General features: G+C 56.4%; 25 protein-coding genes. 18 read left to right on the top strand and 7 right to left on the bottom strand.

Annotated elements, in window-relative coordinates:
• The first annotated feature begins 13 nt into the window (after positions 1–13).
• From ACO07T_RS01370 to ACO07T_RS01305, 14 genes are all read left to right on the top strand, one after another.
• Complete coding sequence (locus tag ACO07T_RS01370) at positions 14–1120, top strand: ABC transporter ATP-binding protein (protein ID WP_422047945.1); 1107 nt, start codon at positions 14–16, stop codon at positions 1118–1120.
• Positions 1121–1123: 3 nt separating this feature from the next.
• Positions 1124–1990, top strand: a complete 867-nt coding sequence (locus ACO07T_RS01365; protein WP_422047944.1) for an ABC transporter permease — start codon at positions 1124–1126, stop codon at positions 1988–1990.
• A complete protein-coding gene (locus ACO07T_RS01360) occupies positions 1987–2844 on the top strand; it encodes an ABC transporter permease (protein ID WP_422047943.1) in 858 nt (285 codons plus the stop codon). Before ACO07T_RS01365 ends, ACO07T_RS01360 begins: the two co-directional genes overlap by 4 nt.
• A gap of 204 nt (positions 2845–3048) precedes the next feature.
• Positions 3049–4224, top strand: a complete 1176-nt coding sequence (locus ACO07T_RS01355) for a substrate-binding domain-containing protein (protein ID WP_422047942.1) — start codon at positions 3049–3051, stop codon at positions 4222–4224.
• Between the two features lie 68 nt (positions 4225–4292).
• A complete protein-coding gene (locus tag ACO07T_RS01350; protein WP_422047941.1) occupies positions 4293–5057 on the top strand; it encodes an ABC transporter ATP-binding protein in 765 nt (254 codons plus the stop codon).
• Positions 5050–5772, top strand: a complete 723-nt coding sequence (locus ACO07T_RS01345; RefSeq protein ID WP_422047940.1) for an ABC transporter ATP-binding protein — start codon at positions 5050–5052, stop codon at positions 5770–5772. Before ACO07T_RS01350 ends, ACO07T_RS01345 begins: the two co-directional genes overlap by 8 nt.
• 1 nt (position 5773) lies before the next feature.
• Entirely contained in the window at positions 5774–6805 is a 1032-nt protein-coding gene (locus ACO07T_RS01340) for a branched-chain amino acid ABC transporter permease (protein WP_422047939.1), read from the top strand.
• 1 nt (position 6806) lies between these two features.
• Positions 6807–7865, top strand: a complete 1059-nt coding sequence (locus ACO07T_RS01335; RefSeq protein WP_422047938.1) for a branched-chain amino acid ABC transporter permease — start codon at positions 6807–6809, stop codon at positions 7863–7865.
• Entirely contained in the window at positions 7862–8641 is a 780-nt protein-coding gene (locus ACO07T_RS01330; RefSeq protein ID WP_422047937.1) for an alpha/beta fold hydrolase, read from the top strand. Before ACO07T_RS01335 ends, ACO07T_RS01330 begins: the two co-directional genes overlap by 4 nt.
• Positions 8641–9237 (top strand): TetR/AcrR family transcriptional regulator, encoded by a 597-nt coding sequence (locus tag ACO07T_RS01325; protein ID WP_422047936.1) that lies wholly within the window; start codon positions 8641–8643, stop codon positions 9235–9237. Before ACO07T_RS01330 ends, ACO07T_RS01325 begins: the two co-directional genes overlap by 1 nt.
• Positions 9234–10001 (top strand): enoyl-CoA hydratase/isomerase family protein, encoded by a 768-nt coding sequence (locus ACO07T_RS01320; protein WP_422047935.1) that lies wholly within the window; start codon positions 9234–9236, stop codon positions 9999–10001. Before ACO07T_RS01325 ends, ACO07T_RS01320 begins: the two co-directional genes overlap by 4 nt.
• Before the next feature lie 5 nt (positions 10002–10006).
• Positions 10007–11497, top strand: a complete 1491-nt coding sequence (locus ACO07T_RS01315) for a class I adenylate-forming enzyme family protein (protein ID WP_422047934.1) — start codon at positions 10007–10009, stop codon at positions 11495–11497.
• Complete coding sequence (locus ACO07T_RS01310) at positions 11490–11846, top strand: MaoC family dehydratase (RefSeq protein ID WP_422047933.1); 357 nt, start codon at positions 11490–11492, stop codon at positions 11844–11846. The genes ACO07T_RS01315 and ACO07T_RS01310 overlap by 8 nt, the downstream gene beginning before the upstream one ends.
• Positions 11840–12208 (top strand): phosphate acetyltransferase, encoded by a 369-nt coding sequence (locus ACO07T_RS01305; protein ID WP_422047932.1) that lies wholly within the window; start codon positions 11840–11842, stop codon positions 12206–12208. The genes ACO07T_RS01310 and ACO07T_RS01305 overlap by 7 nt, the downstream gene beginning before the upstream one ends.
• Positions 12209–12272: 64 nt before the next feature.
• Here ACO07T_RS01305 and ACO07T_RS01300 read toward each other — a convergent pair whose 3' ends face one another.
• Entirely contained in the window at positions 12273–14036 is a 1764-nt protein-coding gene (locus ACO07T_RS01300; RefSeq protein ID WP_422047931.1) for a PQQ-dependent methanol/ethanol family dehydrogenase, read from the bottom strand.
• Between the two features lie 268 nt (positions 14037–14304).
• Between ACO07T_RS01300 and ACO07T_RS01295 the strand changes: the two genes are divergently transcribed.
• Positions 14305–15291, top strand: a complete 987-nt coding sequence (locus ACO07T_RS01295) for an ABC transporter substrate-binding protein (RefSeq protein WP_422047930.1) — start codon at positions 14305–14307, stop codon at positions 15289–15291.
• Between the two features lie 59 nt (positions 15292–15350).
• Positions 15351–15890, top strand: coding sequence for an ABC transporter ATP-binding protein (locus ACO07T_RS01290; RefSeq protein WP_422047929.1), 540 nt, complete (start codon positions 15351–15353; stop codon positions 15888–15890).
• Here the strand turns inward: ACO07T_RS01290 and ACO07T_RS01285 are convergent.
• The 5 genes from ACO07T_RS01285 to ACO07T_RS01265 all read right to left on the bottom strand — a co-directional run bounded on the left by ACO07T_RS01285 (position 15887) and on the right by ACO07T_RS01265 (position 20079).
• Positions 15887–16678, bottom strand: a complete 792-nt coding sequence (locus ACO07T_RS01285) for an ABC transporter permease (protein WP_422047928.1) — start codon at positions 16676–16678, stop codon at positions 15887–15889. The genes ACO07T_RS01290 and ACO07T_RS01285 overlap by 4 nt on opposite strands.
• A complete protein-coding gene (locus ACO07T_RS01280; RefSeq protein ID WP_422047927.1) occupies positions 16675–17388 on the bottom strand; it encodes an ABC transporter ATP-binding protein in 714 nt (237 codons plus the stop codon). Before ACO07T_RS01280 ends, ACO07T_RS01285 begins: the two co-directional genes overlap by 4 nt.
• Positions 17385–17840 (bottom strand): hypothetical protein, encoded by a 456-nt coding sequence (locus ACO07T_RS01275; RefSeq protein ID WP_422047926.1) that lies wholly within the window; start codon positions 17838–17840, stop codon positions 17385–17387. The genes ACO07T_RS01280 and ACO07T_RS01275 overlap by 4 nt, the downstream gene beginning before the upstream one ends.
• Positions 17841–17915: 75 nt before the next feature.
• Positions 17916–18896 (bottom strand): YVTN family beta-propeller repeat protein, encoded by a 981-nt coding sequence (locus ACO07T_RS01270; protein ID WP_422047925.1) that lies wholly within the window; start codon positions 18894–18896, stop codon positions 17916–17918.
• A 10-nt stretch (positions 18897–18906) separates the two neighbouring features.
• Positions 18907–20079, bottom strand: coding sequence for an ABC transporter substrate-binding protein (locus ACO07T_RS01265; protein ID WP_422047924.1), 1173 nt, complete (start codon positions 20077–20079; stop codon positions 18907–18909).
• A gap of 145 nt (positions 20080–20224) precedes the next feature.
• On the opposite strand from ACO07T_RS01265, the gene pedF reads away from it, so the two are divergent.
• A complete protein-coding gene (pedF, locus tag ACO07T_RS01260; protein WP_422047923.1) occupies positions 20225–20905 on the top strand; it encodes a cytochrome c-550 PedF in 681 nt (226 codons plus the stop codon).
• 6 nt (positions 20906–20911) lie between these two features.
• Positions 20912–21799: a substrate-binding periplasmic protein gene (locus ACO07T_RS01255; protein ID WP_422048590.1), complete on the top strand. Its 888-nt coding sequence runs from the start codon at positions 20912–20914 to the stop codon at positions 21797–21799.
• A gap of 25 nt (positions 21800–21824) precedes the next feature.
• Here the strand turns inward: ACO07T_RS01255 and ACO07T_RS01250 are convergent, their stop codons facing one another.
• Positions 21825–23867, bottom strand: a complete 2043-nt coding sequence (locus ACO07T_RS01250) for a 4Fe-4S binding protein (RefSeq protein ID WP_422047922.1) — start codon at positions 23865–23867, stop codon at positions 21825–21827.
• Positions 23868–23952: the final 85 nt, after the last annotated feature.

Genomic DNA, 23952 nt, shown 5'->3' with positions numbered 1-23952 from the left:
TTGAGGCCCTCAAGTGAGCAACAGCACCCCCGATCTTTCCTGCAGCAATTTGGTGAAAGATTTCACCGATTTCCGCGCCGTTGATGGCATCAGTTTTGATGTGCCCAAAGGATCGTTCTTTTCCATCCTCGGCCCCTCTGGCTGTGGCAAGACCACGCTGCTGCGCATGATCGCTGGCTTTCAGTCGCCCACCAGCGGGGATTTGCGGATCAAAGGCACCTCCATGATTGGCGTGCCGCCCAACAAACGCCCGGTGTCGATGGTGTTTCAACACCTTGCGCTCTTCCCAACCATGAGCATTGGCGACAATGTGGGCTTTGGTCTGCGCCAGCGCGGTGTTGGTAAAAAAGAGATCGGGAAGAGGGTGGATGAAGCGTTGGAGCGTGTCGGCCTTCCCGGTGTCGCTAAACGCCGTGTCGACCAGCTGTCTGGCGGCCAAAAACAGCGCGTGGCCATTGCCCGCTGTATGGTGCTGGAGCCGGATGTTTTGTTGCTGGATGAGCCCCTTGGCGCGCTTGATCTTAAGCTGCGCGAACATATGAAAGTGGAGCTTAAGGCGCTTCAGGCCGCTTTTGACACCACCTTTGTTTATATCACCCACGACCAATCCGAGGCGCTGGTGATGAGCGACAATATCGCGGTAATGAATCATGGCCGCTTCGAGCAGGTGGGTGCGCCTCATGAGGTCTACCACGCGCCGCAAACTGCTTTTGTCGCCGGTTTCGTTGGTGAGGCAAATAAGCTTGCCGCCAAAGTAACTGCCACCAATGGTGCGATGCTTTCGCTTGTCACCGAGGCGGGCAGTGAGGTGCAGGTTACTGCTCCAAATGCCGGTTTGGCCGTTGGTCAGCAGGCGCAAATCTTCTTGCGGCCTGAAGCGATTGATCTTTTGCCGCTTGGCTCCGATCAGGCCGCTAGCAGTAATGCCGCCGAAGCCGTGGTAGAAACCGTGCTGTTTAATGGTGCCAACAGCACTGTCACCCTGCGCGACGCTGCAGGAGGCCTCATCAGCGCCGCCTTGCCACAAACCGGCGCGCTGGCGAACTTGAAAAAGGGCGACCGGCTCATGACAAGCTGGCGCGCAGAACAGGCGCGCTGTTACGCCGCTGGGGAGGCCTAAGTCATGAGTTCTGACGCCTCCCGGCTCGGGTTCTACCTTTTGCTGGCCCCGATCTTGTTGTGGTTGGTGCTGTTGATCATCTTGCCCCATATCGGGCTGTTCATTGTGTCGATCAGCGAAAAAGTCGGCCCGCGCGAATATGAATATGGGCTTGGCAACTATGCCGCCTTCTTTGGCGAGCCGCTTTACTGGCGCACATTTGCGCGCACGGCGATCATGTCGATCCTCGCCACTGCGCTCACACTTATCTTGGGCTTCCCGATTGCCTATTACATTGCAAAACTCACCAAAGGGCGCACCAAAACCACACTGTTTTTGATGTGCATGATCCCGTTCTGGGTGTCGGAGTTGGTGCGGACCTTTGGCTGGATGATCTTGCTGCGCGAAACCGGTGTGTTCTCCAACCTGTTGCAATCGCTTGGTTTGGCGAGCGGCGGGGTTGAGATGCTCTATAACGACGCTGCCATCATGGTGGGTCTGGTTTACACCTCCATCCTCTTTATGGTGGTGCCGCTGGTGACCACGCTGGACAGTCTTGACGACAGCCTGATCGAAGCCGGCTATGACCTTGGTGCAAACAGCAGCGCCATCATGCGCGAGATTGTCATTCCCCACGCCATGCCCGGAATTGTTTCGGGCTGCATCGTTGTTTTCATGCTGTCACTGGGCAACTACTTAACGCCGATCCTATTGGGCGGCAAAGACAGCCTGTGGTTCACCGGCATGATCTACACGCAGTTCATCACCCGCTTTAACTGGGAACTGGGTGCGGCCTTTGGCTTCCTGCTGCTCGCGCTCTCCTCGTTGGTGGTGTTTGTTGGCTTGAAACTTTCGGGCCAGTCGCTTTCTGAAACGATGGGGCGGTCATGATTCCAACAATTTCCCAATCCCGCTTCACCCTCTGGGCCTACCGGGCCTATGTGGCGCTGTTCTTTGTCTACCTCGCCCTGCCGCTGGCAGTGGTCTGTGCCTTTGCCTTCAACAACAGCGTCTTCCCGTCGCTGCCATGGGAAGGCTTCACTCTGGCGTGGTTCTTTGGCACCGAAGCGCCTTTTGTCGGCGTCTTCCATGAGCGCGCCATCCTGCGCTCCATTGGCATCTCCGCCTTTGTGGCCGCTTGGGTCTCTGCCCTTGCGGTCATGGTAGGCACTTGCAATGCATTCCTCTTTGTGCGCCATGAGTTCCGCGGCAAAGCGCTGCTTTACATGCTGATGCTTCTGCCGCTGATTATTCCCGGAGTGATCTTGGGTATCTCGATCCTTGTGTTTTCAAGCTCAATCGCCAACACGCTAGAGGATGCCACAGGGCTTTGGTTTGATGGGCTGCGTCCCGGTTTGCCTCTGGTGATTTTGGGGCAGTTTTCCTTCATTACCACCTTTGCCACTTTGGTGATTTCTGCTCGCCTGCAGAAGTTTGACCCCAGCTTGGAGGAGGCCGCGCTGAATCTTGGGGCGAGCAAATGGGGAGCCATTCGGCAGATAACGTTGCCGTTTTTGTTACCAGCTATTGTTGCCAGTGCTGTGGTTTCCGTGCTGATGAGCTTTGAAAACTTCAATACGACGCTGATCTTGGTTGGCTCTGACAGTCCGCTGACGATCACTATGTTTGACAAGCTCAAACAGGGCTCTACGCCGGTTCTCAACGCGGTCTCGTTGTTGCTTATTGTTGCGTCGGCAATCTTGGGCCTTTTGTCTTTGGCTTTCCAGAAGCGAGACGATCGTTGATGTATTCGCGCTAACCAAAGATAATTCCGTTCCACACTGGTTAGATTGGTGCGGGCTTTTTGGGGGCTTCCTTTGTCAGGGAGCCCTTTTTCGTTGCGAGGTCTGTTCGATTGAGCATGTAACCGACACCACTCGTGGGGAATGTTGACATGAATCATGATTCATGTTTCATATTTGACAGAGGAGAAATTGGGAGGAGTTCCTATGTTGCGCTTTTTTGCGTTGACGGTGGCCGGAGCGTTGATGACATCTGTGGCCTCTGCAGAAATTCGGGTTGCTCATGTCTATGGCAAAACCGGTCCGTTTGAGGCCTATGCGGCTCAATCGCACAATGGGCTGATGTTGGGGCTGGAATATGCGACCGACGGCACAATGGAGATCAACGGCGAGAAGATCGTCGTGATCGAAAAGGACACGCAGCTGAAGCCGGATATTGGTCGGGCACAGCTCGAAGAAGCTTATGGCGATGATGACGCGCATATCGCGGTGGGGCCTGTGAGCTCTGGCGTCGCGCTTGCGATGTTGCCGGTGGCTGAGGAATATGAGCGGGTGCTGATTGTTGAGCCTGCGGTTGCCGACTCGATCACCGGGGCCAACTGGAATCCTTATATCTTCCGCACTGGGCGCAACTCGTCGCAGGATGCGATTGCCAATGCGGTTGCGTTGGGCGGCGATGGGGTGACCATCGCGACGCTGGCGCAAGACTACGCCTTTGGACGCGATGGTGTGGCGGCTTTCAAAGAAGCGCTGGAGGCCACCGGCGCGAAGGTTGCACACGAAGAATATGTGCCGACTGACACAACGGATTTCACCGCCGCGGCGGAGCGGATTTTCACCAAGATGGGTGATGTCGAAGGCGACAAAAAGCTCTTCATCATCTGGGCCGGTGGCGGCAACCCGATGGGCAAAATCAACGCTATGGAGCCCGAGCGCTTTGGCATTGAGATTGCGACCGGGGGCAACATCCTTGCAGCTCTGAAAGCTTACAAGGAGCTGCCGGGCATGGAAGGCGCGACCTACTACTACTATGAAATTCCACAGAATCCTGTGAACGAATGGCTTGTGAAGACCCATTTTGAGCGCTTTGACAGCCCGCCAGATTTCTTCACCGCAGGTGGTATGGCCTCTGGCCTGGCTATTGTTGAGGCGATCAAGAAAGCCGGTGGCGCGGAGGACACAGAGGCGCTGGTGGCTGCGATGGAAGGCATGGCATGGGAGACCCCCAAAGGCACCATGCAGTTCCGCGCAGAAGACCATCAGGCAATGCAAGCCATGTATCACTTCCGCACGGAAATTCAGGACGGCAAGGATTATGGCGTGCCAGTGCTTGTGCGTGAAATTGGCATGGATGAAATGAATATTCCGGTGCGCAACAACTGAGCAGCGGAAGATTTCCCAACCACTTCACGGGGCCGCCTTTGGCCGCCCCGTGGGCAGGGGAAAGAAAGATGACCCAGACACTTTTGCAAACAGATGCGCTGACCGTGCGCTTTGGTGGCCATGTGGCAGTTGACGCTGTTTCCTGCAGCTTTCATGCAGGGGAGCTGACCGCCATCGTGGGGCCTAATGGCGCGGGGAAGACCACCTATTTCAACCTGATTTCAGGGCAAATTCCGGCGAGTGCAGGCACTGTGAAGCTGATGGGCGAGGACATCACCCGCCTTGGAGTGGCGGAGCGCTGTCGGCGTGGGCTTGGACGTGCGTTTCAGCTAACCAATCTGTTTCCGAGCCTGTCGGTTTTGGAGAATGTACGGCTGGTGATCCAATCACGCCAGCACAAGGGTTTTGGTCTGTTTTCCATGGCGGACAGCCATACGGAGCTTACCATTACGGCGAAGGCCATTTTGGAGCGGGTGCGTCTGGACCGGCAGCAGGATCAGCTGGTGTCGGAATTGTCTCATGGGGATCAGCGAAAGCTGGAGGTGGCTTTGCTGATCGGGCTCGATCCGATGGTTTATATGTTTGATGAGCCAACTGCAGGCATGAGCGTCGATGAGGCGCCGGTCATTCTGGATCTGATTGCGGAGATCAAAGCGGATCGGGAGCGCACTGTGCTGCTTGTGGAGCATAAGCTTGATGTGATCCGCAGCCTCGCAGATCGGATCATCGTTTTGCACAACGGCGCGCTGGCGGCAGATGGGCCGCCCGCGGAGGTCATGGCGTCATCCGTGGTGCAGGAGGCCTATATGGGCAAGGAGTTGGAAGATGTCTGATCCGATCCTTTCGCTCAAGGCTGTGCACACGGACATCGCGCAGTATCACATATTGCAGGGCGTTGATTTGGAGGTGCCACGCGGGCAGGTGACCATGCTTTTGGGGCGCAACGGGGTTGGCAAAACAACGACGCTCAAGACGGTCATGGGGCAGTGGACCGCAAAATCTGGCGAAATTCTCTATGACGGGCAAGACATCACCGGCCTGCCGGTCTCTGTACGCGCGCGGGCTGGGATTGGCTTTGTGCCTGAGGATATGGGCATTTTCAGCGACCTGACCGTGGAAGAAAATATGGTGTTAGGCAGCACTTCTGGCCCGCTTGATCCAAAGCGCAAAGACTGGTTGCTGACAGCTTTCCCCGCGCTGGGGACATTTTGGCAAAGCGAGGCAGGAAATCTATCCGGCGGGCAGAAACAGATGCTCTCCATCGCGCGGGCGATGGCGGAAGATCGCAGGCTCTACCTCATTGATGAGCCAACCAAAGGACTTGCGCCGGCGATTGTCTCGACCATGGCGCAGGCTTTGCGGGAATTGAAGGCGCAGGGGGCGTCTATCTTGTTGGTCGAGCAGAATTTTTCAGTGGCCAAGGCGCTGGGTGACAAGGCCGCGGTGATGGATGACGGGCGCGTCATTTGGACTGGCGCGATGGCGGAACTGGCGGAAAACAAAGACCTGCAGGAGCGCCTGATGGGCCTCAGCATGGAGGCGTATTGAGATGACCGTTGCTCCTGATCACAGGCCGACTTTTGCGCGGATCAGCCTGATGGAAAGGCTGAGCGCGGCGATGCCGATCTTGCTCGTCCCGTTTCTAGTGGTCTTTGGCTTTGTGGCCATTGGTGTGCCCTCATCCTGGCTGACGCTAACGGTTTCGGGCCTTGCCATGGGCATGATGATTTTTGTGATGGCCTCGGGGCTGACGCTCGTCTTTGGCCTGATGGATGTGATCAACTTTGGCCATGGTGCCTTTGTTTCTGTCGGGGCCTTTGTTGGGGTTTCCGTGCTGATCGCGCTGGGCGAATGGACGGGCGCGGCATCACTGTTGCTCAATATGTCGGCGGTGTTCCTGGCGGTGATTGCAGCGATGGCCGTGACAGGCGTCATGGGCTGGGGCTTTGAGAGGGTCATTGTGAAGCCGGTTTATGGCGCGCATTTGAAGCAGATTTTGGTGACCGTTGGCGGGTTGATCGTGGTGGAGCAGTTGATCCATGTGATCTGGGGGCCAGATGAGATTTTCATCAACCGGCCTGAGACCCTGAAAGGTGCGATCACCTTTGCTGGCGCGGCGATGGAGAAGTATCGCCTGCTCGCCGTTGTGGTCGGACTGGTGCTCTTTGTCGCGATGCGCATGGTTCTACGCCGTACCAAGATTGGCCTGATTGTGCGCGCCGGGGTGGAGAATGGCCCGATGGTTGAGGCGCTGGGCTACCGGCTGCGCGTGGTGTTTGTCGGCGTGTTCATCGCGGGGTCCGCGCTGGCGGGGCTCGGGGGCGTGATGTGGGGACTTTATCAAGAAGTCATCACCGCCGGGATGGGCGAGAAAATGATGGTTCTGGTGTTTATTGTGGCGATCATCGGTGGACTTGGTTCGGTCGAAGGAGCGTTCATTGGCGCACTGCTTGTAGGGTTGATGCAGAACTACGTGGCCTTTCTGGAGCCCAAGCTCGCGCTTGTGTCCAATATCGCGCTGATGACCGCAATTTTGATGTGGCGACCACAAGGCATGTTGCCCGTTGTGAAGGCGAAATAAGATGATCGTCAAACTGCTTTCCGGGGATCAGCCCCGTTCCGCCATCCTGACAGCGCTGCTGTTGTTGATCCTGATTTGCCTGGCTGGCGCGCCGTTTATCTTTGAGGGCGTGCGGCCACTCGATACCGCTGCGCGAATTTGTATCTACATCCTGCTAGTCGCAAGCTATGATCTGCTTTTGGGCTACGGCGGGATTGTGAGCTTTGCCCATACGATGTTCTTTGGCCTTGGCGCGTATGGAGTGGCCTTGGCCTCGACCCACATGGGGCGCGGCTTTGATGCACTCGCGGTGGGCACGCTGGCGGGCGCTTTGGCCGCTGTGGTTCTGGCGTTGTTGATCGGGCTTTTCAGCCTGCGGGTGCGCGCTATTTTCTTTGCCATGATCACGCTCGCTGTGGCCTCGGCTGTGGCGGTGCTCGTGTCGCAGTTTTCGAGCATCACCGGTGGTGAGGATGGATTGACCTATAAAATTCCGCGTGCGCTGACCTCCGCCAATCGCATGGGCGAGTTCATGGGCACGAAGATCAGCGGGAAAATACTGAACTACTATCTGGTCTTTGGTGCGTCGCTGATTTTGTTCCTAGTGCTGCTGCGTATTGTGAATTCGCCCTTTGGGCGCGTTTTGCAGGCCATCCGTGAGAATGATTTTCGCGCGGAGGCGATTGGCTATCGCGTGGTCTGGTATCGCACTGCGGCGACGTGCCTCTCTGCGGCGACGGCGGCATTGGCGGGGAGCCTGTTTGCGATCTGGTTGCGTTATGTCGGGCCGGACACCACGCTGAGCTTTGAGATCATGCTGGATATCCTGCTGATGGTGGTAATTGGCGGCATGGGCACGATGTATGGGGCTGTGCTGGGCGCAACGCTGTTTATTCTGGCGCAGACCTATCTGCAGAACCTGATGGGCAGCGCGTCCGAGGCCACCGCTTCCCTGCCGTTGATCCCGCATCTGTTGGACCCGGATCGCTGGCTCATGTGGCTGGGCATTATGTTTATCCTGAGCGTCTATTTCTTTCCGACGGGCATAGTGGGTCGCCTGCGTGAACGGCGCGCGTCATGAGCATTCCGGTACTATTTTTACATGGGTGGGCCATGAGTGGGGCGGTGTTTGACGATGTCGCCGCGCGTCTGGGGCCAGATTTCACATGCCATGCCCCGGATTTGACCGGGTGTGGTGAGGGCGGCGGGGTTACCAGCCTTGAGGATTGTGCGTCTGTTGCAGAGCGGTGGACCGAGCAGCTGGATCGGCCTATTCTTGTTGGCTGGTCGATGGGTGCCGCAGCGGCGTGGCGCTATGTTAAGCGACACGGCACGTCGGCTTTACGCGCGCTTGTGACCATAGATATGAGCCCGCGCATGTTGCCGGATGCGGATTGGGGTCTTGGATTGATTGGGCAGAGTGCCGAGGCGATCCTTGCAACCTCTGAGAAGATCGTCCCGACCTGGCCACGGCTTTCTCAGAGTATTTCGCGCAATATGTTTGCCCGCGGCAGTACCCCGACTTTGAGCCGGGAGGCAGCACAGGCGCTTCTGCGCGCGCAAGACCCAGCCGGGTTGCGCCCGCTTTGGGATGATCTGGTAGCGATGGATGCGCGCGAGGTGATTTCGCAGATTGATGTGCCGTACCTTGTTTGCACGGGGTCGCAGAGCCGACTTTACAGCGAAGCCGTGGCGCATTGGATCGCGTCAAAGGCGCCGCGCGCGGCTGTGGCGCGTTTTGAACATTCCGGGCATTCACCACATTTGGAAGAGCCAGAAGCTTTTTGTGATGCCATCCGAAGTTTTGTCGCCGCTGAGGGGCTGGCGATGCCGTTGAAATACAGAGAAGAAATCTGATGAACAAACCAGCCAGTGCACAGCCCAAAACTAAACGCGGTGTCGAGCGCCGCGCCAAAATCCTTGCTGCCGCGGAGCAAGTGATTGGAGAAAAGGGCTTCGTGGCCGCTTCTATCGCGGACATAACCCGCGCTGCCGAGACAGCGCTGGGCACCTTCTATATCTATTTTTCTAGCAAGGATGAGGTGTTCCGCGAGTTGGTGCAGGACATGGGGCACGCGACACGCTCGCAGGCTGCGGAGCGCATCGCGGGGGCTGCCAATCGGCTTGAGGCGGAACGCGCGGGGCTTGAGGCTTATCTCATTGTCGTGCGGGATCGCCCGATGCAGTACCGCATCGTCGAGGAGGCGCGTTTTGTCGATCCGGAAGCCTACCGCGACTACTACATGGCGTTTGGGCAGGCCTATGCGGAGCAGCTTGAGCAGGCAGTGCAGAAGGGTGAGATTTCGGCAGGTGACGCGGAGGTGCGGGCCTGGGCTCTGATGGGGATTGCGAAGACCCTTGGAGAGCGTTTCGTGCTTTGGCAGGAAGAGGCTGACATCGACCGGGTGGTGGCTGAGGCGCATCGGTTCATCTGTGAAGGGCTGGCGCCATGAGTGATCGGGTTTTCTGCGAAACCAAGATTTTGGCGGATGGAGAGCCGTGTTTCTGTATCCAGATGCAGGCACCGCGGGCGAATGCGTTGGAACCTGCGTTTCTGGCGGATTTGCATCGGGCCTTTGACACGCTGGAGCAGTCTGGCGCGCAGAGGGCGCTGATCACAGGGGGGCGCAATTTCTCCACTGGCGGGGACGTTAGCAGGTTCCTCGATGCTGCCATGCGGGGTGAGGCGGAGGCTTATGCGGAGCGGGTAGTACCAGCGTTGCAGGAATTGGTGATCCGCATGCTGGAGATGCCGGTGGTGATCGTCTCAGCCCTGCGCGGCGCCACGACGGGAGGTTCAGCGGGGCTGCTCTTTGCGTCTGATCTGGCGGTGGCGGCACCTGACGCGTTTATGCAGCCATACTATGGCGTCATGGGGTTTGCGCCAGATGGCGGCTGGTCTGCGCTGTTGCCAGAGTTGATTGGCGTGGGGCCTGCACAAAGCTGGTTGATGGCGAACCATCGGCAAGGGGTTACCGAGTTGATGCGGCTTGGGCTGGTGCAGGCCGTGGATGACACGCCAGAGGTGCGCGCGATGGATTTGCTGGCGGCGGTTGATACCGGCGCGGCTTTGGCCAGCAAGGCGCTGCTTTGGAATGACGCGCGTCGGGCCGCCGTTCGGGCAGGGTTAAGCGCGGAGACCGAGGCCTTTCGCAAGTTGATTGGGCGGAAGGAGACCTTGGCGCGCATGCAGAAATTTTTCCAACCAACCGGGTGAGAGCGATGTTTGATGTGATCCCAGATATGGCGGCGAAGAGGGCGGAGCTGAGCCCGGATGCGCTTGCGTTTCATGACACGACGACCGGTCGTGACTGGAGCTTTGCGCAGATCAATGCGGCGGCCAATGCGGTTGCGGCGGGATTTCTGGCGCAGGGTCTGGCAGAAGGGGACCGGGTGGCGATCATCTGTCTTAACCGGGCGGAGTTTTTCATTGCGCTGTTTGCCTGTCAGAAAACCGGGATCATCCTGTGCCCGCTGAATTGGCGGCAACCAACGCCTGAACTTGTCGAAACGCTGGATGGCGTTGGCATAAAGCTGGTGATCACGGACGCGGAGTTTGAGAGCACCGCGCGCGAGGTGGCTGCAGAATGCGGCGCGGCGCTTGCGACGATTGAGGACGATATTGCAGGCTGGATCGCCGCTGGCGGCGCAACGTTGAATGCGCCGGTTCCGGTGGAGCGGCCTTGGTATCTGCTCTTCACATCCGGCACCACCGGGCTTCCGAAAGCGGTGATCCAGACCGCTCGGATGGCTTGGGCAAATGCGATCAATATCGGGCAAGCCATCGATATTGCGTCCACAGATCGCGCGGTGTGTTTCCTGCCGCTGTTTCATACGGCGGGGATCAATCTCTATACACTACCTGTGTTTCTCAATGGTGGCAGTTCGACAATCCTGCCCAAATTTGAAGAAGAGGTGCTGTTTGAGCTGCTGGCCTCTGACCGGATCAATCAGTTCTTCGGTGTGCCCGCGATTTATCAGGCGCTGTCGCTGATGCCCGAAGTGGGTGCGTTGGATTGGGCGTCGATCCGCTGTGGCTGTGGCGGCGCGCCTTTGCCAGAGCCGTTGATCCGTTTCTTCGCTGCAAAAGGCGCGAAGGTGCTGAACGGCATGGGCATGACAGAGACGGGGCCGACGGTATTTTTGATGGATCAGGCTCATGCGGCGGAGAAAATTGGCTCGGTGGGGCGACCGCAGAGTCTGGTCGACGTGCGGCTTGCTGGCGTGCCGGAGGGCGAGATCGGAGCGGGCGAACTGCAGTTGCGTGGGCCAGGGATCACGCCGGGTTATTTTGGCAATCCGGAGGCCACTGCAAAGACTTTCACCGAGGGTGGGTGGTTGGCAACCGGGGATGTCGCGCGGCGGGATGAGGACGGTTACTACTATATCGTGGACCGCATCAAAGACATGTTCATTTCCGGTGGAGAAAACGTCTATCCGGCGGAAGTGGAGCGGGTGTTGAACGCGCACCCAGCCATTCTGGAAACCGCAGTCGTAGGTATCGCGGATAACAAGTGGGGCGAGGTAGGGGCCGCTTTTGTGATGTTGCGCCCTCAAGAGAGACTTGAGCCGGAGACGCTGCGCCCTTGGTGCCGCGAGCGATTAGCGGGCTACAAGGTTCCTGCGCATGTCCGCATCGTGGAGGACTTCCCGCGCACAGCGGCGGGCAAGGTCTGTAAACCAGACCTCAGGGAGATGTTTTACCATGATTGACCTGCACGAACGTTGGGTGCCCACGCAAGCGGAGTTTGATGCTTTTGCCGAGGTGTCAGGCGATGACAATGCGATCCATGTGGACCCCAACTTTTGCGCCACAACGGCCTTTGGACGCACGGTGAGCCATGGGATGCTGATTTACAGCAAGCTTTGGGGCGTACTTAAACGCTATGACCCAAAGATTGCGCAGGTGAGCCAGAGCATGATGTTTCCCAACCCTGCCTTCGCGGGTGAAGCCTTGAACCTACGGATAGTCGAGGAGAGGGCGGGTTATTTGCAAATGCGAGTCACCAGAGAAGCTGATGGCGCAGCGTGCCTGATCGGGGAGGCAGAAATCGCATGTTGAGTGTTGGTCAATGTGCCGAAATCACACGCACTTACACGCGCGATGATCTTGCGCTCTACGAGACGCTGAGTGGTGCGCAGGCGGAGAGTGTACCGGAGCCGCTGATAGCCGCTCTGTTTTCCTATTTATTAGGCGTAAAGCTACCAGGTTCTGGGACAAACTATCTGAAGCAAGAGCTTGTATTTAAAGCGCCAGCTCCACTTGAGGTCGCATTGCAAGCCAAGGTGCAGATAACGCGCTTGCGGCCAGAGAAGCATCTTGTGGACTTGTGGGCCAGCTGCCTTACTCCGGATGGTATGGTAATTTGCGAGGGACGTAGCCTGGTGAAGGCTAGAGATGTTGCTGACGCATTCGCTGCTTGAACTTCTTCAAAGCAAACGGCGCGCCAAACGCGCGCCGTCTAGATTTCGTACAGATTCTGATTGATTAGTCCGCAGAGGCCAGTTGCTTGGGCAGGCGGAAAGTCCAAAGCATGCCGCCTTGGTTCAGATAGTTCACCTTCTTGGCAACTTCTCCGCCCCAAAGTGGAACAGCGCCGCCCCAACCGGAAATGATTGAGACATATTGCTCCCCGTTTTGTTCCCAAGTGACGGGCTGACCGACAATGCCGGAACCGGTTTGGAACGACCAGAGAATTTCTCCTGTGGCATCATCGAAGGCGATAAATTTGCCTTCGGGAGTACCGGTGAAGACCAATCCGCCTGCAGTGGTCATCACGCCGCCCCACAAAGGTGCATCGTTCTTGAATTCCCAAACCAGTTCGCCGGTGTCCGGGTCGATCGCTTTCAGGCTACCGATGTGATCTTCGTAGTTGGGTTTGATTGTGAAGCCAGCGCCAAGATAGGCAGCACCTTTTTTGTAGGTGATCGGCTCATTCCAAATGTCCATTCCCCATTCATTGGAAGGGACATAGAAGTTGCCGGTATTTTGGCTAAACGCCATTGGCATCCAATTTTTTCCGCCCAAGAAAGAGGGGCTCGCGAAAATCACCTCACCTTTTTGGCCATCAGCTGCCGCGGCTGGATCGCCCGGGCGATTTTCCTCAACCCAGATCGGACGGCCGTTTTCATCAAGGCCAGATGACCAACTTATGTCCTTCACAAACGGTACACCGCGCACAAAATCCCCGTCTGCGGCATCCAGTACGTAGAAGTAACCGTTGCGATCTGCGGTCGCCAATCGCTGCTCACCGGCGCGATTGTCATAGGCGACAACCTCATTTACGCCGTCATAGTCCCATCCCTCACGCGGTGTTGTCTGGAAGTGCCATTTGATGTCGCCAGTCGCCGGGTCGATGCCGATGCGGGAAGCTGCATAGAGGTTATCGCCAGAGCCATCGTTTTTCTGTCCGGCATCACGCAGCCAGGAATTCCACGGCGCCGGGTTCCCCGCACCCATGATGATGGTGTCGGTGCGGGCATCATAGGATCCACCAAGCCAGGTGGCGCCGCCACCGGTCTTCCACATGTCGCCGGGCCAGGTGGCATTAAGTGTACCGGTCATGGTGCTTTCTTCACCATTAAGGGTACCCATATGCCCCTCAATGACCGGGCGTTCCCAAACCATCTCACCGGTCTCTGCATCACGCGCTTGCACTGCGCCAACGATGCCAAATTCGCCGCCCGAATTGCCGGTTACCACCAATCCGTTCACAATCATTGGTGCCGCGGTGTAAGAATACCCTGCCTTGTAGTCTTCGATTTTGTCACGCCAGACCACATCACCTGTGTCTTTGTTGAGCGCCACAATGCGTGCGTCGAGTGTGCCGAAGATCACGAGATCCTTATAGAGCGCAGCGCCGCGATTGACGACGTCACAACAAGGGAGAATACCCTCAGGCAGACGCGCATCATATTGCCAAAGCTCTTCACCGGTTTCGATGTCAATTGCGTACATCCGGCTGTAGGAACCGGTGATATACATCACACCATCATAGACAAGCGGCTGGGTTTCCTGGCCGCGTTGCTTCTCGCCGCCGAGCGAAAATGCCCAGGCAGGGACAAGGTTTTTGACGTTGTCTTTGTTCAGAATATCCAACGGAGAATAACGCTGTAGCGCGCGGCCCATACCATTGGTGACAATTTGGTTGGTGATCGTTGAATCATTGGCGATGTCGTCATCGGTCACCTCTGCTGAGGCGTAGCCGAACGAAAATACCGCAGCCGTCGTGGCCAGCAATAAACTTCTCATAATGTCCTCCCTGTAGAATGCGCTGAAACGGTCCATGCGCGCGCAAATTCTGGTGTCACTATCTTTGAGATCACCCGTTCGTGAAATTGCACAATGGTCGTAAAGATCGCCGAGGCACTTTCGAGACAGTGCGGAATGACCCGACAAGGCAGCAATGAACTTAGTTTGCAGGGTTGAGGGCGCTCGGTCTTCCTCAGAATTGGCCCATGCTTTGGTCGTATTCCGGAGAAAAGCCCGGATGCTAGTATGCTGCAAACGGGAGGATGTGATGTCATATTTTGACAGAATGGTTGGCTTAGTCGCCGGCGCTTGTTTGAGCGTTGGTCTGACAGCAAATACGGTGATCGCGGAGACGCAGGTTCTACGCGCGGCAGTTCTTAAGTTTGGGACGGTGAACTGGGAATTGGATACGATCCAGCATCACGGATTAGACACAGCGAATGGATTTGAGCTTCAAGTCAGTGGCGTGGCTGGTGGCTCTGCCGCTAAGGTGGCGTTCCAAGGTGGTGAGACAGATGTGATCGTGTCTGACTGGATCTGGGTCGCGAGGCAACGTGCAGCAGGCAAAGACTACGTCTTCATTCCTTACTCAACCGCAGTTGGTGGATTGATGGTCCCAGAGGGCAGTTCAGCACAGTCCCTTGCGGACCTCAGTGGACAAAAAATTGGTATTGCTGGTGGCCCGCTCGATAAAAGCTGGCTGATCCTAAGAGCTTATGCGCAGCAAGAATATGGGGTCGATCTTGCCGCAGATACGGAACAAGTCTTCGGAGCACCACCGCTGATCTTTAAAACAGCATTGTCCGGGGATCTTGGTGGGGCGATAAACTTTTGGCATTTTATGGCGAAGATGGAAGCCGGCGGCATGCGCAAACTGATTGACGTATCTGATGCTGCTCAGGCGCTGGGGCTTGATCCGAAGACCCCTCTGCTCGGCTACGTCGTGCGCGGTGAAATGCTGCGCGATCAGCCAAACTTGGTAAATGGGCTAGCGGCCGCGTCACGTGGTGCAAAAGAGCTTTTGGCAACTGACGAGGCGGAATGGGAACGTTTGCGCCCTCGTATGAACGCCAAATCAGACGCGCAATTTGCGGCACTTAAAGCGGGTTTCCGAGCGGGCATTCCCTCTGGCGCCGCTGTGGATGAAATCGCTGCCGATAAAATGCTTCGCTTGATGGCTGAATTTGGCGGAGACGATCTTGTTGGTGAGGCCAAAAGTCTTCCGCCTGGCCTATTCGCGCAGCTCACCAACTAGTGTCTGAGAATGTTCTTAACCTAGATCTGCGTGGGCTGTCCTTATCAGGGCAGCCCATTTTGGCAGATCTGTCCTTGACTCTTTCAGCAGGCGAAACTGTCGCAATTACGGGGCCTTCGGGTATTGGAAAAACCAGCATATTGCGAATATTGGCTGGGCTGGAAACCGGGTTTTCCGGAACAGTCCAAAGGCCTGAGCGTGTCGCAATGGTTTTTCAGGAGCCTACATTGCTGCCATGGCGTAGCTTGGGGGATAATTTATGCCTCGCAACCGGGGTCAGTGCACAAAAGGCTGAAGCAAAGCTCATTGATGTCGGCCTGAAGGGGCTAGGAGATCGCTTTCCCGGGCAATTGTCCCTCGGACAGCAAAGGCGCCTTTCGCTTGCCCGCGCTTTTGTCGCTGATCCGCAAGTTTTGCTTATGGATGAGCCATTTGTCTCGCTTGATGAAGCGTTGGCGGAAGAGATGATGGGCCTGTTTGAGGAACTGCGGAGTGGCACCGATGTGGCGACGGTTCTCGTGACACATGTCCCAAAGGAGGCAGAGCGCTTGGCAGATCGCGTCTTGCGCTTGGAGGGACGCCCAGCGACCTTCTGCTAACCTCTTGGACGCTTCATCCCGCGCGCAGGATCATATCCCCATATCGCGAGGGTGCCAAAACAGAGCGTTGCGAGTAAAACCCAAAACGTCGCTTGGAGGTTGATCTGTTGGTGCAGGGCAAATCGGATCAGTTCGACCCCATGTGTAAACGGATTTACGGCGCAGATATCGTGCAAAAGCTCCGAACTTTCGGCCATTTTCCAAAGCGGATACAGTGCCGACGATAAGAAGAACATCGGGAAGATGACGAAGTTCATCACACCTGCGAAGTTCTCTAGCTGCTTGATAAAGCTGGATAATGCCAACCCTAGTGCGCCAAGCATGAGGCCCGTCAAAATCAGCGCTGGTAAGACAGTAAGGTATCCCACAGTGGGCCAGCGTAGCCCATAGAGATCGGCGATTAGTAGGAAGGTGTAGACCTGTGCAATCGAGATGATAGTTGAGCCCAAGAGCCTGCAGAAGAGCAGCCACCAGCGCGGCAAAGGTGCGGTTAAAAGCAATCGCATTGACCCCATTTCGCGGTCGTATACCAAGCTGAGGGAAGATTGCATCCCATTGAAAAGCATAATCATTCCGCACAATCCGGGAACAATGTAGGTCTCATATTGGATATAGGTTTGGTACGGAGGCGTGATGGAAAGGCCAAGTGCTGCGCGAAAGCCAGCGGCAAAAACGAAGAGCCAAACGAGAGGGCGCACGAGCGCTGCAACAAAACGCCCGCGTTGTTGGATGAACCGCAGTGCTTCGCGTGTGACGATGGCTTGAAGCGCGACAAAATATGGTTTCACGCTTCAGCTCCGGTGATTTCAAGAAAGGTTTCAGTGAGTGAGCTGTCGCCCGTTATGTTCTTGGCATTGTCGTTGGCTAAAATGGCACCTTTTTGGAGGATAACCAATTGATCTTTTGGAGATATTTCGTCCGCTAGATGTGTTGCCCAAAGTACGGTATAGCCTTCTTCCGCCAGCGCGTGTGCATGTTTGGTGATTGCTGAGCGGCTGGCAGCGTCGAGGCCCACGGTGGGTTCGTCAAAGAGCAGGACCTTCGGGTCGTGTATCAGAGATCTGGCGATCTCAGCGCGCCTGCGGTGTCCGCCATTGAGCTTACGAACCGTCTCTCCCGCACGGTCCGCCATCGACATTTTCTCAAGGGATTCCATGATCTTGTTCTCAGCGTGGGTCCCGGAAAGTCCTTGAAGAGCGGCGAAATACTTGAGGTTGCGGTAGACGGTCAGATCAAGATCCAGCGTTGGCTGTTGAAAAACCACACCGATCTGCTTTAGCGCTGAAAGAGGCTTTTGGGAGAGGTCTTGTCCCGCGATTTCAATCGTGCCTGACTGTGCTGTGAACAATCTGGTAAGTATCGAAAAAAGCGTTGTTTTTCCGGCTCCGTTTGGGCCGAGTAAAGCGCAGAATGTGCCAGAAGCGACGTCAAAGGACACGTCATCCAGCGCTTTTTTTGCGCCGTAGTCGTAGGACAGTCCTTTGACACTCAGGCTCACTTGATTTCGATTTCAATGCGTTGGGTTTCGCCAGTCGATCCGGGGATTTTCATGTGGTAACTGCCTGGCTTTATTGCCAAAAAGCCTATCTCCATTGCGCCTGCTTCGTCAAACTCTACGGAGTCCAGACCAAGCGGGCGGATTTCCAAACCCTCGATCACGATTTCATCAATCCAAATGGCGCGAAAGAACTCTGCGCCGACAAGGGCAAGTTCTTGGCTGCCGTCTGCCTCGATCTCAAATTCATAATAAGTGCCTGATTTTAGTTCCCAATTCTCTTCAGAAAGCGGCACACCCGCGCTGAGAGTGATGGGGGGTAGGTCCTTTTTGTTTTTGGCAGAGAGGATGCCAGCAAGACCAAAACCGTCATCATCATCGTCATCAGCAAAGGCACCGGTTGCAGCCAGACAGGCCATGGCGGTCACGGAAATCAATGTGCGTAAGAAAGTCATTTTGCCCTCATTTTGTGGTCGGTATTGCGTATGTATTGCGTCGTTATCGCGTCGGTGCATTGTCGGTTTTTTTGCTTAGGGACGCAGCGCCGCGCCCCAAGGGAAGCGACCGACCTTAATGGTCTTCACTGCGGCGCGTTCGGCCACGTCAATCACGGTCACATCGCCGGAGACACCGTTTGTCGTGAACAAGAGAGATTTGTCCGTGTTGAAAGCCATGTGCCAGACACGACGCCCAACCAGAATGTACTCTTCAACCTCGAAGGTTTCGGCATTCACGACGGCGACGTGATTGGAGGGACCGAGTGCGACGAAGGCTGTTTTCTCGTCGCCGGTAAATTCAAAGCCAACAGGCTGCACACGGTCCGGATGAACGCCTTTTACTTCAAACTCGATTTTGGCCTTCTCGGCTTTGCTCTCCACATCAAAAACCGAGAGGGTGCCTCCAATCTCAGCACTTACCCAAAGTTCGGAGCCGCCAGCCGCAAATTCGGCATGACGTGGGCGTGAATCGACAAGGGTATTGGCCACGAGTTCCTGAGTTTCAGTGTCGATCCAATGTGCCATATTGGTCGTTTCCGACGTGGTGATGGCGTATTTGCCATCGGGTGAGACAGCCATGCCTTCGGGTTCGATCCCTACATCAATTTGGGCTACAACCTTACGGGTCTCTACGTCCACCACCGTTGTGATCGCGTCGTCTTCGTTCGCGATGTAGAGGTGGCGGTTGTCTGGGTGCAGCACAAACTGTTCCGGATCTTCACCAGAAGGCAGGTCGTGCAGGATCTTTCCGGTTTCAGGATCCATCACCTGAACAGCATCGCTGTCTGAGGCGCAGATGTAGAGGACCTTGTGGTCATGGCTGAAGGTGATGCCGCGGGGGCGCTCTCCGGTTTCGATGGTGCGGACGACCTCTAGAGTGGCGACATCTATGACCGATATCGTGTCGTCCTTTTCGTTGGAGATCCAAATCTCTTCGGCCTGTGCAGGACTGAAAGGCAGCGCAAGGCAAAGAGCCAAGGCGGTTGATTTGGCGGTGTTGGGCAGCAAAGGCATGGCGGACCTCCTATTCAAAAGCCGTGCAAGTGGTTTCGGGCTGATCCTGACCCAAAGTGTCGAGCTCGGAGACTGGGTGCAGAAAGCCTTCGAGTGGCGCCATGGCCACCAGGGCGCGGGAATGTGTCAGCGGGATCGGTTGGCGCAGCTGACCGTTCCAGGGGCGAAAGGACAGGGGGCGGCCTTTAAATCCCGCCAATTCAAACTCGGGGCTGAGAATGAACGCACGTAGGGTTTGCAGATCTGCGGAACTCGTGCGGGTGACAGCCTCGCCAATCGCGCGCACAGCTGCCCAGGCTGCGTAGTCTTGAGGGAGCATCTTACGCTCTGCCGCCTTTTCAAAACGCGACTGGAGCTGGGCTGCCCCCCATTGTTCTACCACAGGTGCCCAAGCGGTGGCTGTCATGCCTTCTGAGCCGGCAATTGGGCGTGGCTCCCAGGTGTTGAAGGCGATGTAGCGCCCAAAATCATGGACTTCATCGGCCACGAGCAGAACATCATGGTCTTTCAGCTCTTGTGTGAAGAGGGGCACTTCTTGGGCTGCATTGCGGCGCATGTCAGCGTCAAAGGCCCATGTCTTTGATGATCTCAAACCGAGGCCAAATTTGGTAAGGCTTTCGCGCAGCGCGTTTGCGTAGGATTGATCTTGCGCATAGGTGCCTTCGATCAACGCGAGCCGGTCCCAGCGGCGTTTGACGAAGAACTGTGCTAATGCATCGGTGCGCATCGCGAGGCTGGGCGCGGTGTGTAGCACATTGCGGCGGCAGTTTTCGCGACGAAGTGTATTGTCAGGGGCAGTAACGTTAAAAAGCAGCGCGGATTGTGCTTCAGGCAGATCAGCAATTGCCGTGACGATCGCTGCTGGGGCGTCGATGAGGAGGAGCGGGGTTGTTTCAAGTGCTTGCTTCGCACTGGCAAGGGGATCCTCTCCCAAATAGACCTCGATGGTTTCCAAGGCGTAGTCATGACCGAGAAAACGACCGGTGGTGGCGTTGTCTTTGAGCGCCACCTCTGCTCCGGAAACACCAAGGTTTTCTGGCACAGGGTCGAGGTTTGATAAGGTCGGGGGCAACGCTCGTTCGACCTTGAGATAGTGTATGTTCACATTGATCTCGGCCGAGGCGGCGGCGCTCAATCCAAAGGCTAGCAGCGCTGCAACAGCAATGGGTTTCAAAATACTCATGGCTGCAGGCTATCTAGACGCATTTGCGGCACCATAGGACTTTAGTCGAAAGAGGTGCCTAATCGAAACTTTGGTCTAATAGCCGCGTGCCCGAACCCCGCTCTAGAACATGAGCAACTTGTGTAAACTGTCTATGGAGGGTCTCATGGCAAATCGGGTTGTGATGGCAATTTCAGTGGTGGCGCTGAGCGCAACGTCTGTTTTTGGGCATGGAGATGTGGCCCCGCAGCCGGTGAACACGGAGGCATTGCCGGATGTGGGTGACGAATGGCTGATCGAAAATCCGTATCGGGCCATGGGCGAAGAGGTGTGGTCTGAGGCCGTGCGGATTGGGGCGTCAGGCTACAATCAGAATTGTGCGCGCTGTCATGGCCTGGAGGTGATTTCTGGTGGTCTGGCCCCGGATCTGCGCTATCTGGAAGCCGAAGAATACGGGGATGAATGGTATGTGGAGCGGTTCCGATATGGCTATACGCAGAACGGGATCACCAAGATGCCTGCTTTTGACGAGTTGCTGGGGCAGAAAGCGGCTTGGGCAATCCGGACCTATATCGAGGCCCGTCCCGACGATGGCGCGCTGGATGATGTGACGCCAAGACTCAAAGAAATTCGCGACGCGCTGGTATCGATTGAGACTGGTGGTGCGGGAGACGTCAGTGCGTTGCAGGTGGAACTGGCGCAGATTGCTTCTGGTGTTGAAACGGGCTCAGGGGCGCCGGTGGCGGACAGTGCGCCGTTTCGGGCGGCAAAATATCTTGCGGCAGAGGTCGTTGACGTCAAAAGTGCTCATGAAGCACTCACCATTGGACTATCGGCGGCACAGTAAGTGAAGATATACTCCCATGTTTTGATATGTGCAGCGCTGGCCTTTCCCGGGTTGGCGCAGGCGCGTTGTGAGAACCATATCCCCCAACCCAAGCCGCAAAACGCGAGCCGGGATATTGTGGGCGTAGATCTGGACACCATCCAGGAGCGGGGGTGGATCGAGTTCGCGGTCTACGAGGATTTCCCGCCCTATTCCTTTGAAGAAAATGGCGCAGCTGCCGGGATCGATGTCAAGATTGGCGAGCTTATCGCTGAGGACCTCGGCGTCAAAGCCAGGTTCAAATTTGTGTCGCCTGATGAAAACCTTGAGGCTGATCTGCGCAACACGTTGTGGAAGGGGCCAATTGTCGGGGGCGCAGTTTCCAATGTGATGTTGCGTGTGCCTTATGACAGCGAATTCACCTGCCGCGTCGAGCAGGTGGTGTTCACAGGGCAGTATGCCTCGGAAACGATTGCGATTGCTTATGATGAGGCTAAATATCCCGAGGATAAGCCGGTTCCGGCATATTTCCGATTTGACACTGTGGCGGTCGAAAATGACTCGATCGCAGACTTCTACCTGACGAGCCTGATTGGCGGTCGGGGCGGTGGTGACAAGATCCACCGCTTTCCTTCGATGGCCGGGGCAATGGCGGCCTTGCAGGCTGGTGAGGTGATGGCCGCGATGGGGCCGCTGGCGCAGCTGGAATACGGAGCAGGCGACGGTGTCGGCGTGCATCAGCCGCCGTTGCCGGGCTTTGCAGTTGGCAAATGGACCATCGGGTTGGGCGTGAATTTCCGCTATCGACCACTCAGCTATTCGGTTGATGATGCGATTTATGCGGCCTTGCAGGATGGGCGGATCGCAGAGATCTTTGCCGGTTATGGGCTGACCCATTTGCCGCCTGAACGCTAAGATTTAAGTGCAAACGAGCGCCTCGTCAGGCGGACATACGTTCGCGTGACCGTGCGGCGAGGACCAGCGGCACACACGTCTGAGCGTCGTCGTGGATGGTTACGCAATCCAAACAGCCGAAGCACTCTGAATATTGGATCTGTCCTTTGGGGGCGATGGATTTGTAGTTGCAGCGTACTTTGCAGAGTTGGCAGGGGGAGCCGCATTCTTCGCGGCGCGCAATCCAGTCACGTCCGCGCAGAAGGCCGCCAATCGCCATGAAGGCCCCCAATGGGCAGACATAGCGGCAGAAGCCTTTGAAAAGCACGGTTGAGAGCAGTAGCAGCCCGACAGCGTAGGCAACGTAATACCATTCGCGAATGAAGAAGGTGGTGATTGCAGTTTTGAACGGCTCGACTTCTGCCGCTTTGTCGATGTGTTGAGGGGATATGAATATCAACCCCACCAAGCTGGCAAGAATGACATATTTTAAAGCCTTTAGGCGTTTGTCCCAGAGTGCTGAGGGTTCAATTTCTGGAAGGCGCAATGCACGGCCAATATGGTGCGCGAATTCCTGCAACGCGCCAAAGGGGCAAAGCCAGCCGCAGAAAAGAGCACGTCCCCAGAGGATAAACCCGATAATGGCGGCGCCCCAAACCAGAAGTGAGAAGGGGTCGTAGAGCAGAAAGGCGTAAGTGCCTCCTTCCCAAGCGGTGCGCAAAACTCCGATGACAGTGACAATCGACAGCTGTCCTTGCCCCCAGAACCCCACGAAGCCGGTCATGACGGCCAGAAAGGTCAACCGCGCCGGGGTGAACCAGCGCCAGCTGGCGAGTGCGTTCATCTTGAAAAACAGAGCGGCGAACAGAGCGATGAGGCTGACGCCAAGAACAATCAGGTCGGCTTGCCGGTTGCGCAGCGCTTCGCGCCATGGGGGCAACGGCTTGGGGACTTCGGGGCGTGTGAAAAAACGCGCGTCGGTGGAATGTGTGACAGAGAGTGTTTCACTGCCGATTTGCGGCATGAAAGAGCCGTGTTCGCGCAACGCCAGCACATTAAGCTGCCACTCTGAAGTGGGGTCAAAGCCAAGCCGTCTGTCCGTGCGCAGGATCATCGCGGTGGCATCGTGCAGGTGATCGGGCAAATCACGGTGGAGATCGACAAACAGGTCGCTGTCTCGCAGGGCGACAGGCAGGCCAAATTGCTCCGCTGACAGCCAGTCAGGAGAGGTGTTGCGGATGAAGTCTTCGGAAACCAACCCATGGCGCCCCGCTTCCAGCAATAGCAGCGGTTCGTCAAAGTCTGAGATTTCAAGAAATCCCTGAAGCTCTGCAAAGGTGTCTTCGTCCAGAACTGCTCGCGCGATTGAAGGAGGGCCGACATCGACGATCCAGAGGTCAAGATAGGCACCATTAGGATCATCTTGCGCTTCAGGATCGTCATCAGCCCAGAGGGTGCCTTCAAACACAGCTTCGATCTCGGCGTTGGTGACCAGGAAGCGCTGGGCGAGGCCCTGTTCAACCAGAGCGTCCCAAGTCAGGTCTTCGACAAAATCTTGGTTTGGATGTGCAGGCGGACCGGCGGCGACACCCTGCATTTTCTCGCGCGCAATCTGTGTGGTTGCCGCCAGAATGGACTCATGGGCGATCCGCACGCTTGCCGTCGCCTTGGTCACCCCATCAAGGTAGACCAGTGAACCACTTGCGCTTCCTGCATCGCCATAGGGTGTCCCAACCACAAGAGAGGATGCGATGTTATGGCCGCGGTATTGCTCAAAGAACTTGTGGAAAGCGGCGTTGCCGAGACCGGACACAAATATAGGCTCGTTGTGCTGCAAGAGCCGCATATCCAGATAGTTGCCCTCAAGGTCGAGGGTCACCAACACGTTGATTGGGGCGCCGGCGAAACCGGGCAAAGGGGCCAGCGGCTCTGTTTCAAAGATGTAGCCTGCATGTTGACCGCCTGAATTATCGAGTTCCCACAGCCCTTTGTCATTCACCTGATCGCCCAGACTGTAAGGGGGAATAACAAGTTCCGAGAGCTCATTCTTGGTAAGAACTTCGGCCTGAGCGGCGGTAACCAGTAGCATGAAAATTGTGACGAGAACCCGCATGTCGGAGACGCTAAACTCTGGTGGGGCGACTCTAAATGCGACCTTTGTCTAAATTCCAAAG

This window comes from Shimia sp., from assembly GCF_965227725.1.
Lineage (GTDB): Bacteria > Pseudomonadota > Alphaproteobacteria > Rhodobacterales > Rhodobacteraceae > Shimia.
The sequence above is the reverse complement of the archived record's forward strand: the minus strand, read 5'-3'. Positions and strand labels throughout refer to the sequence as shown.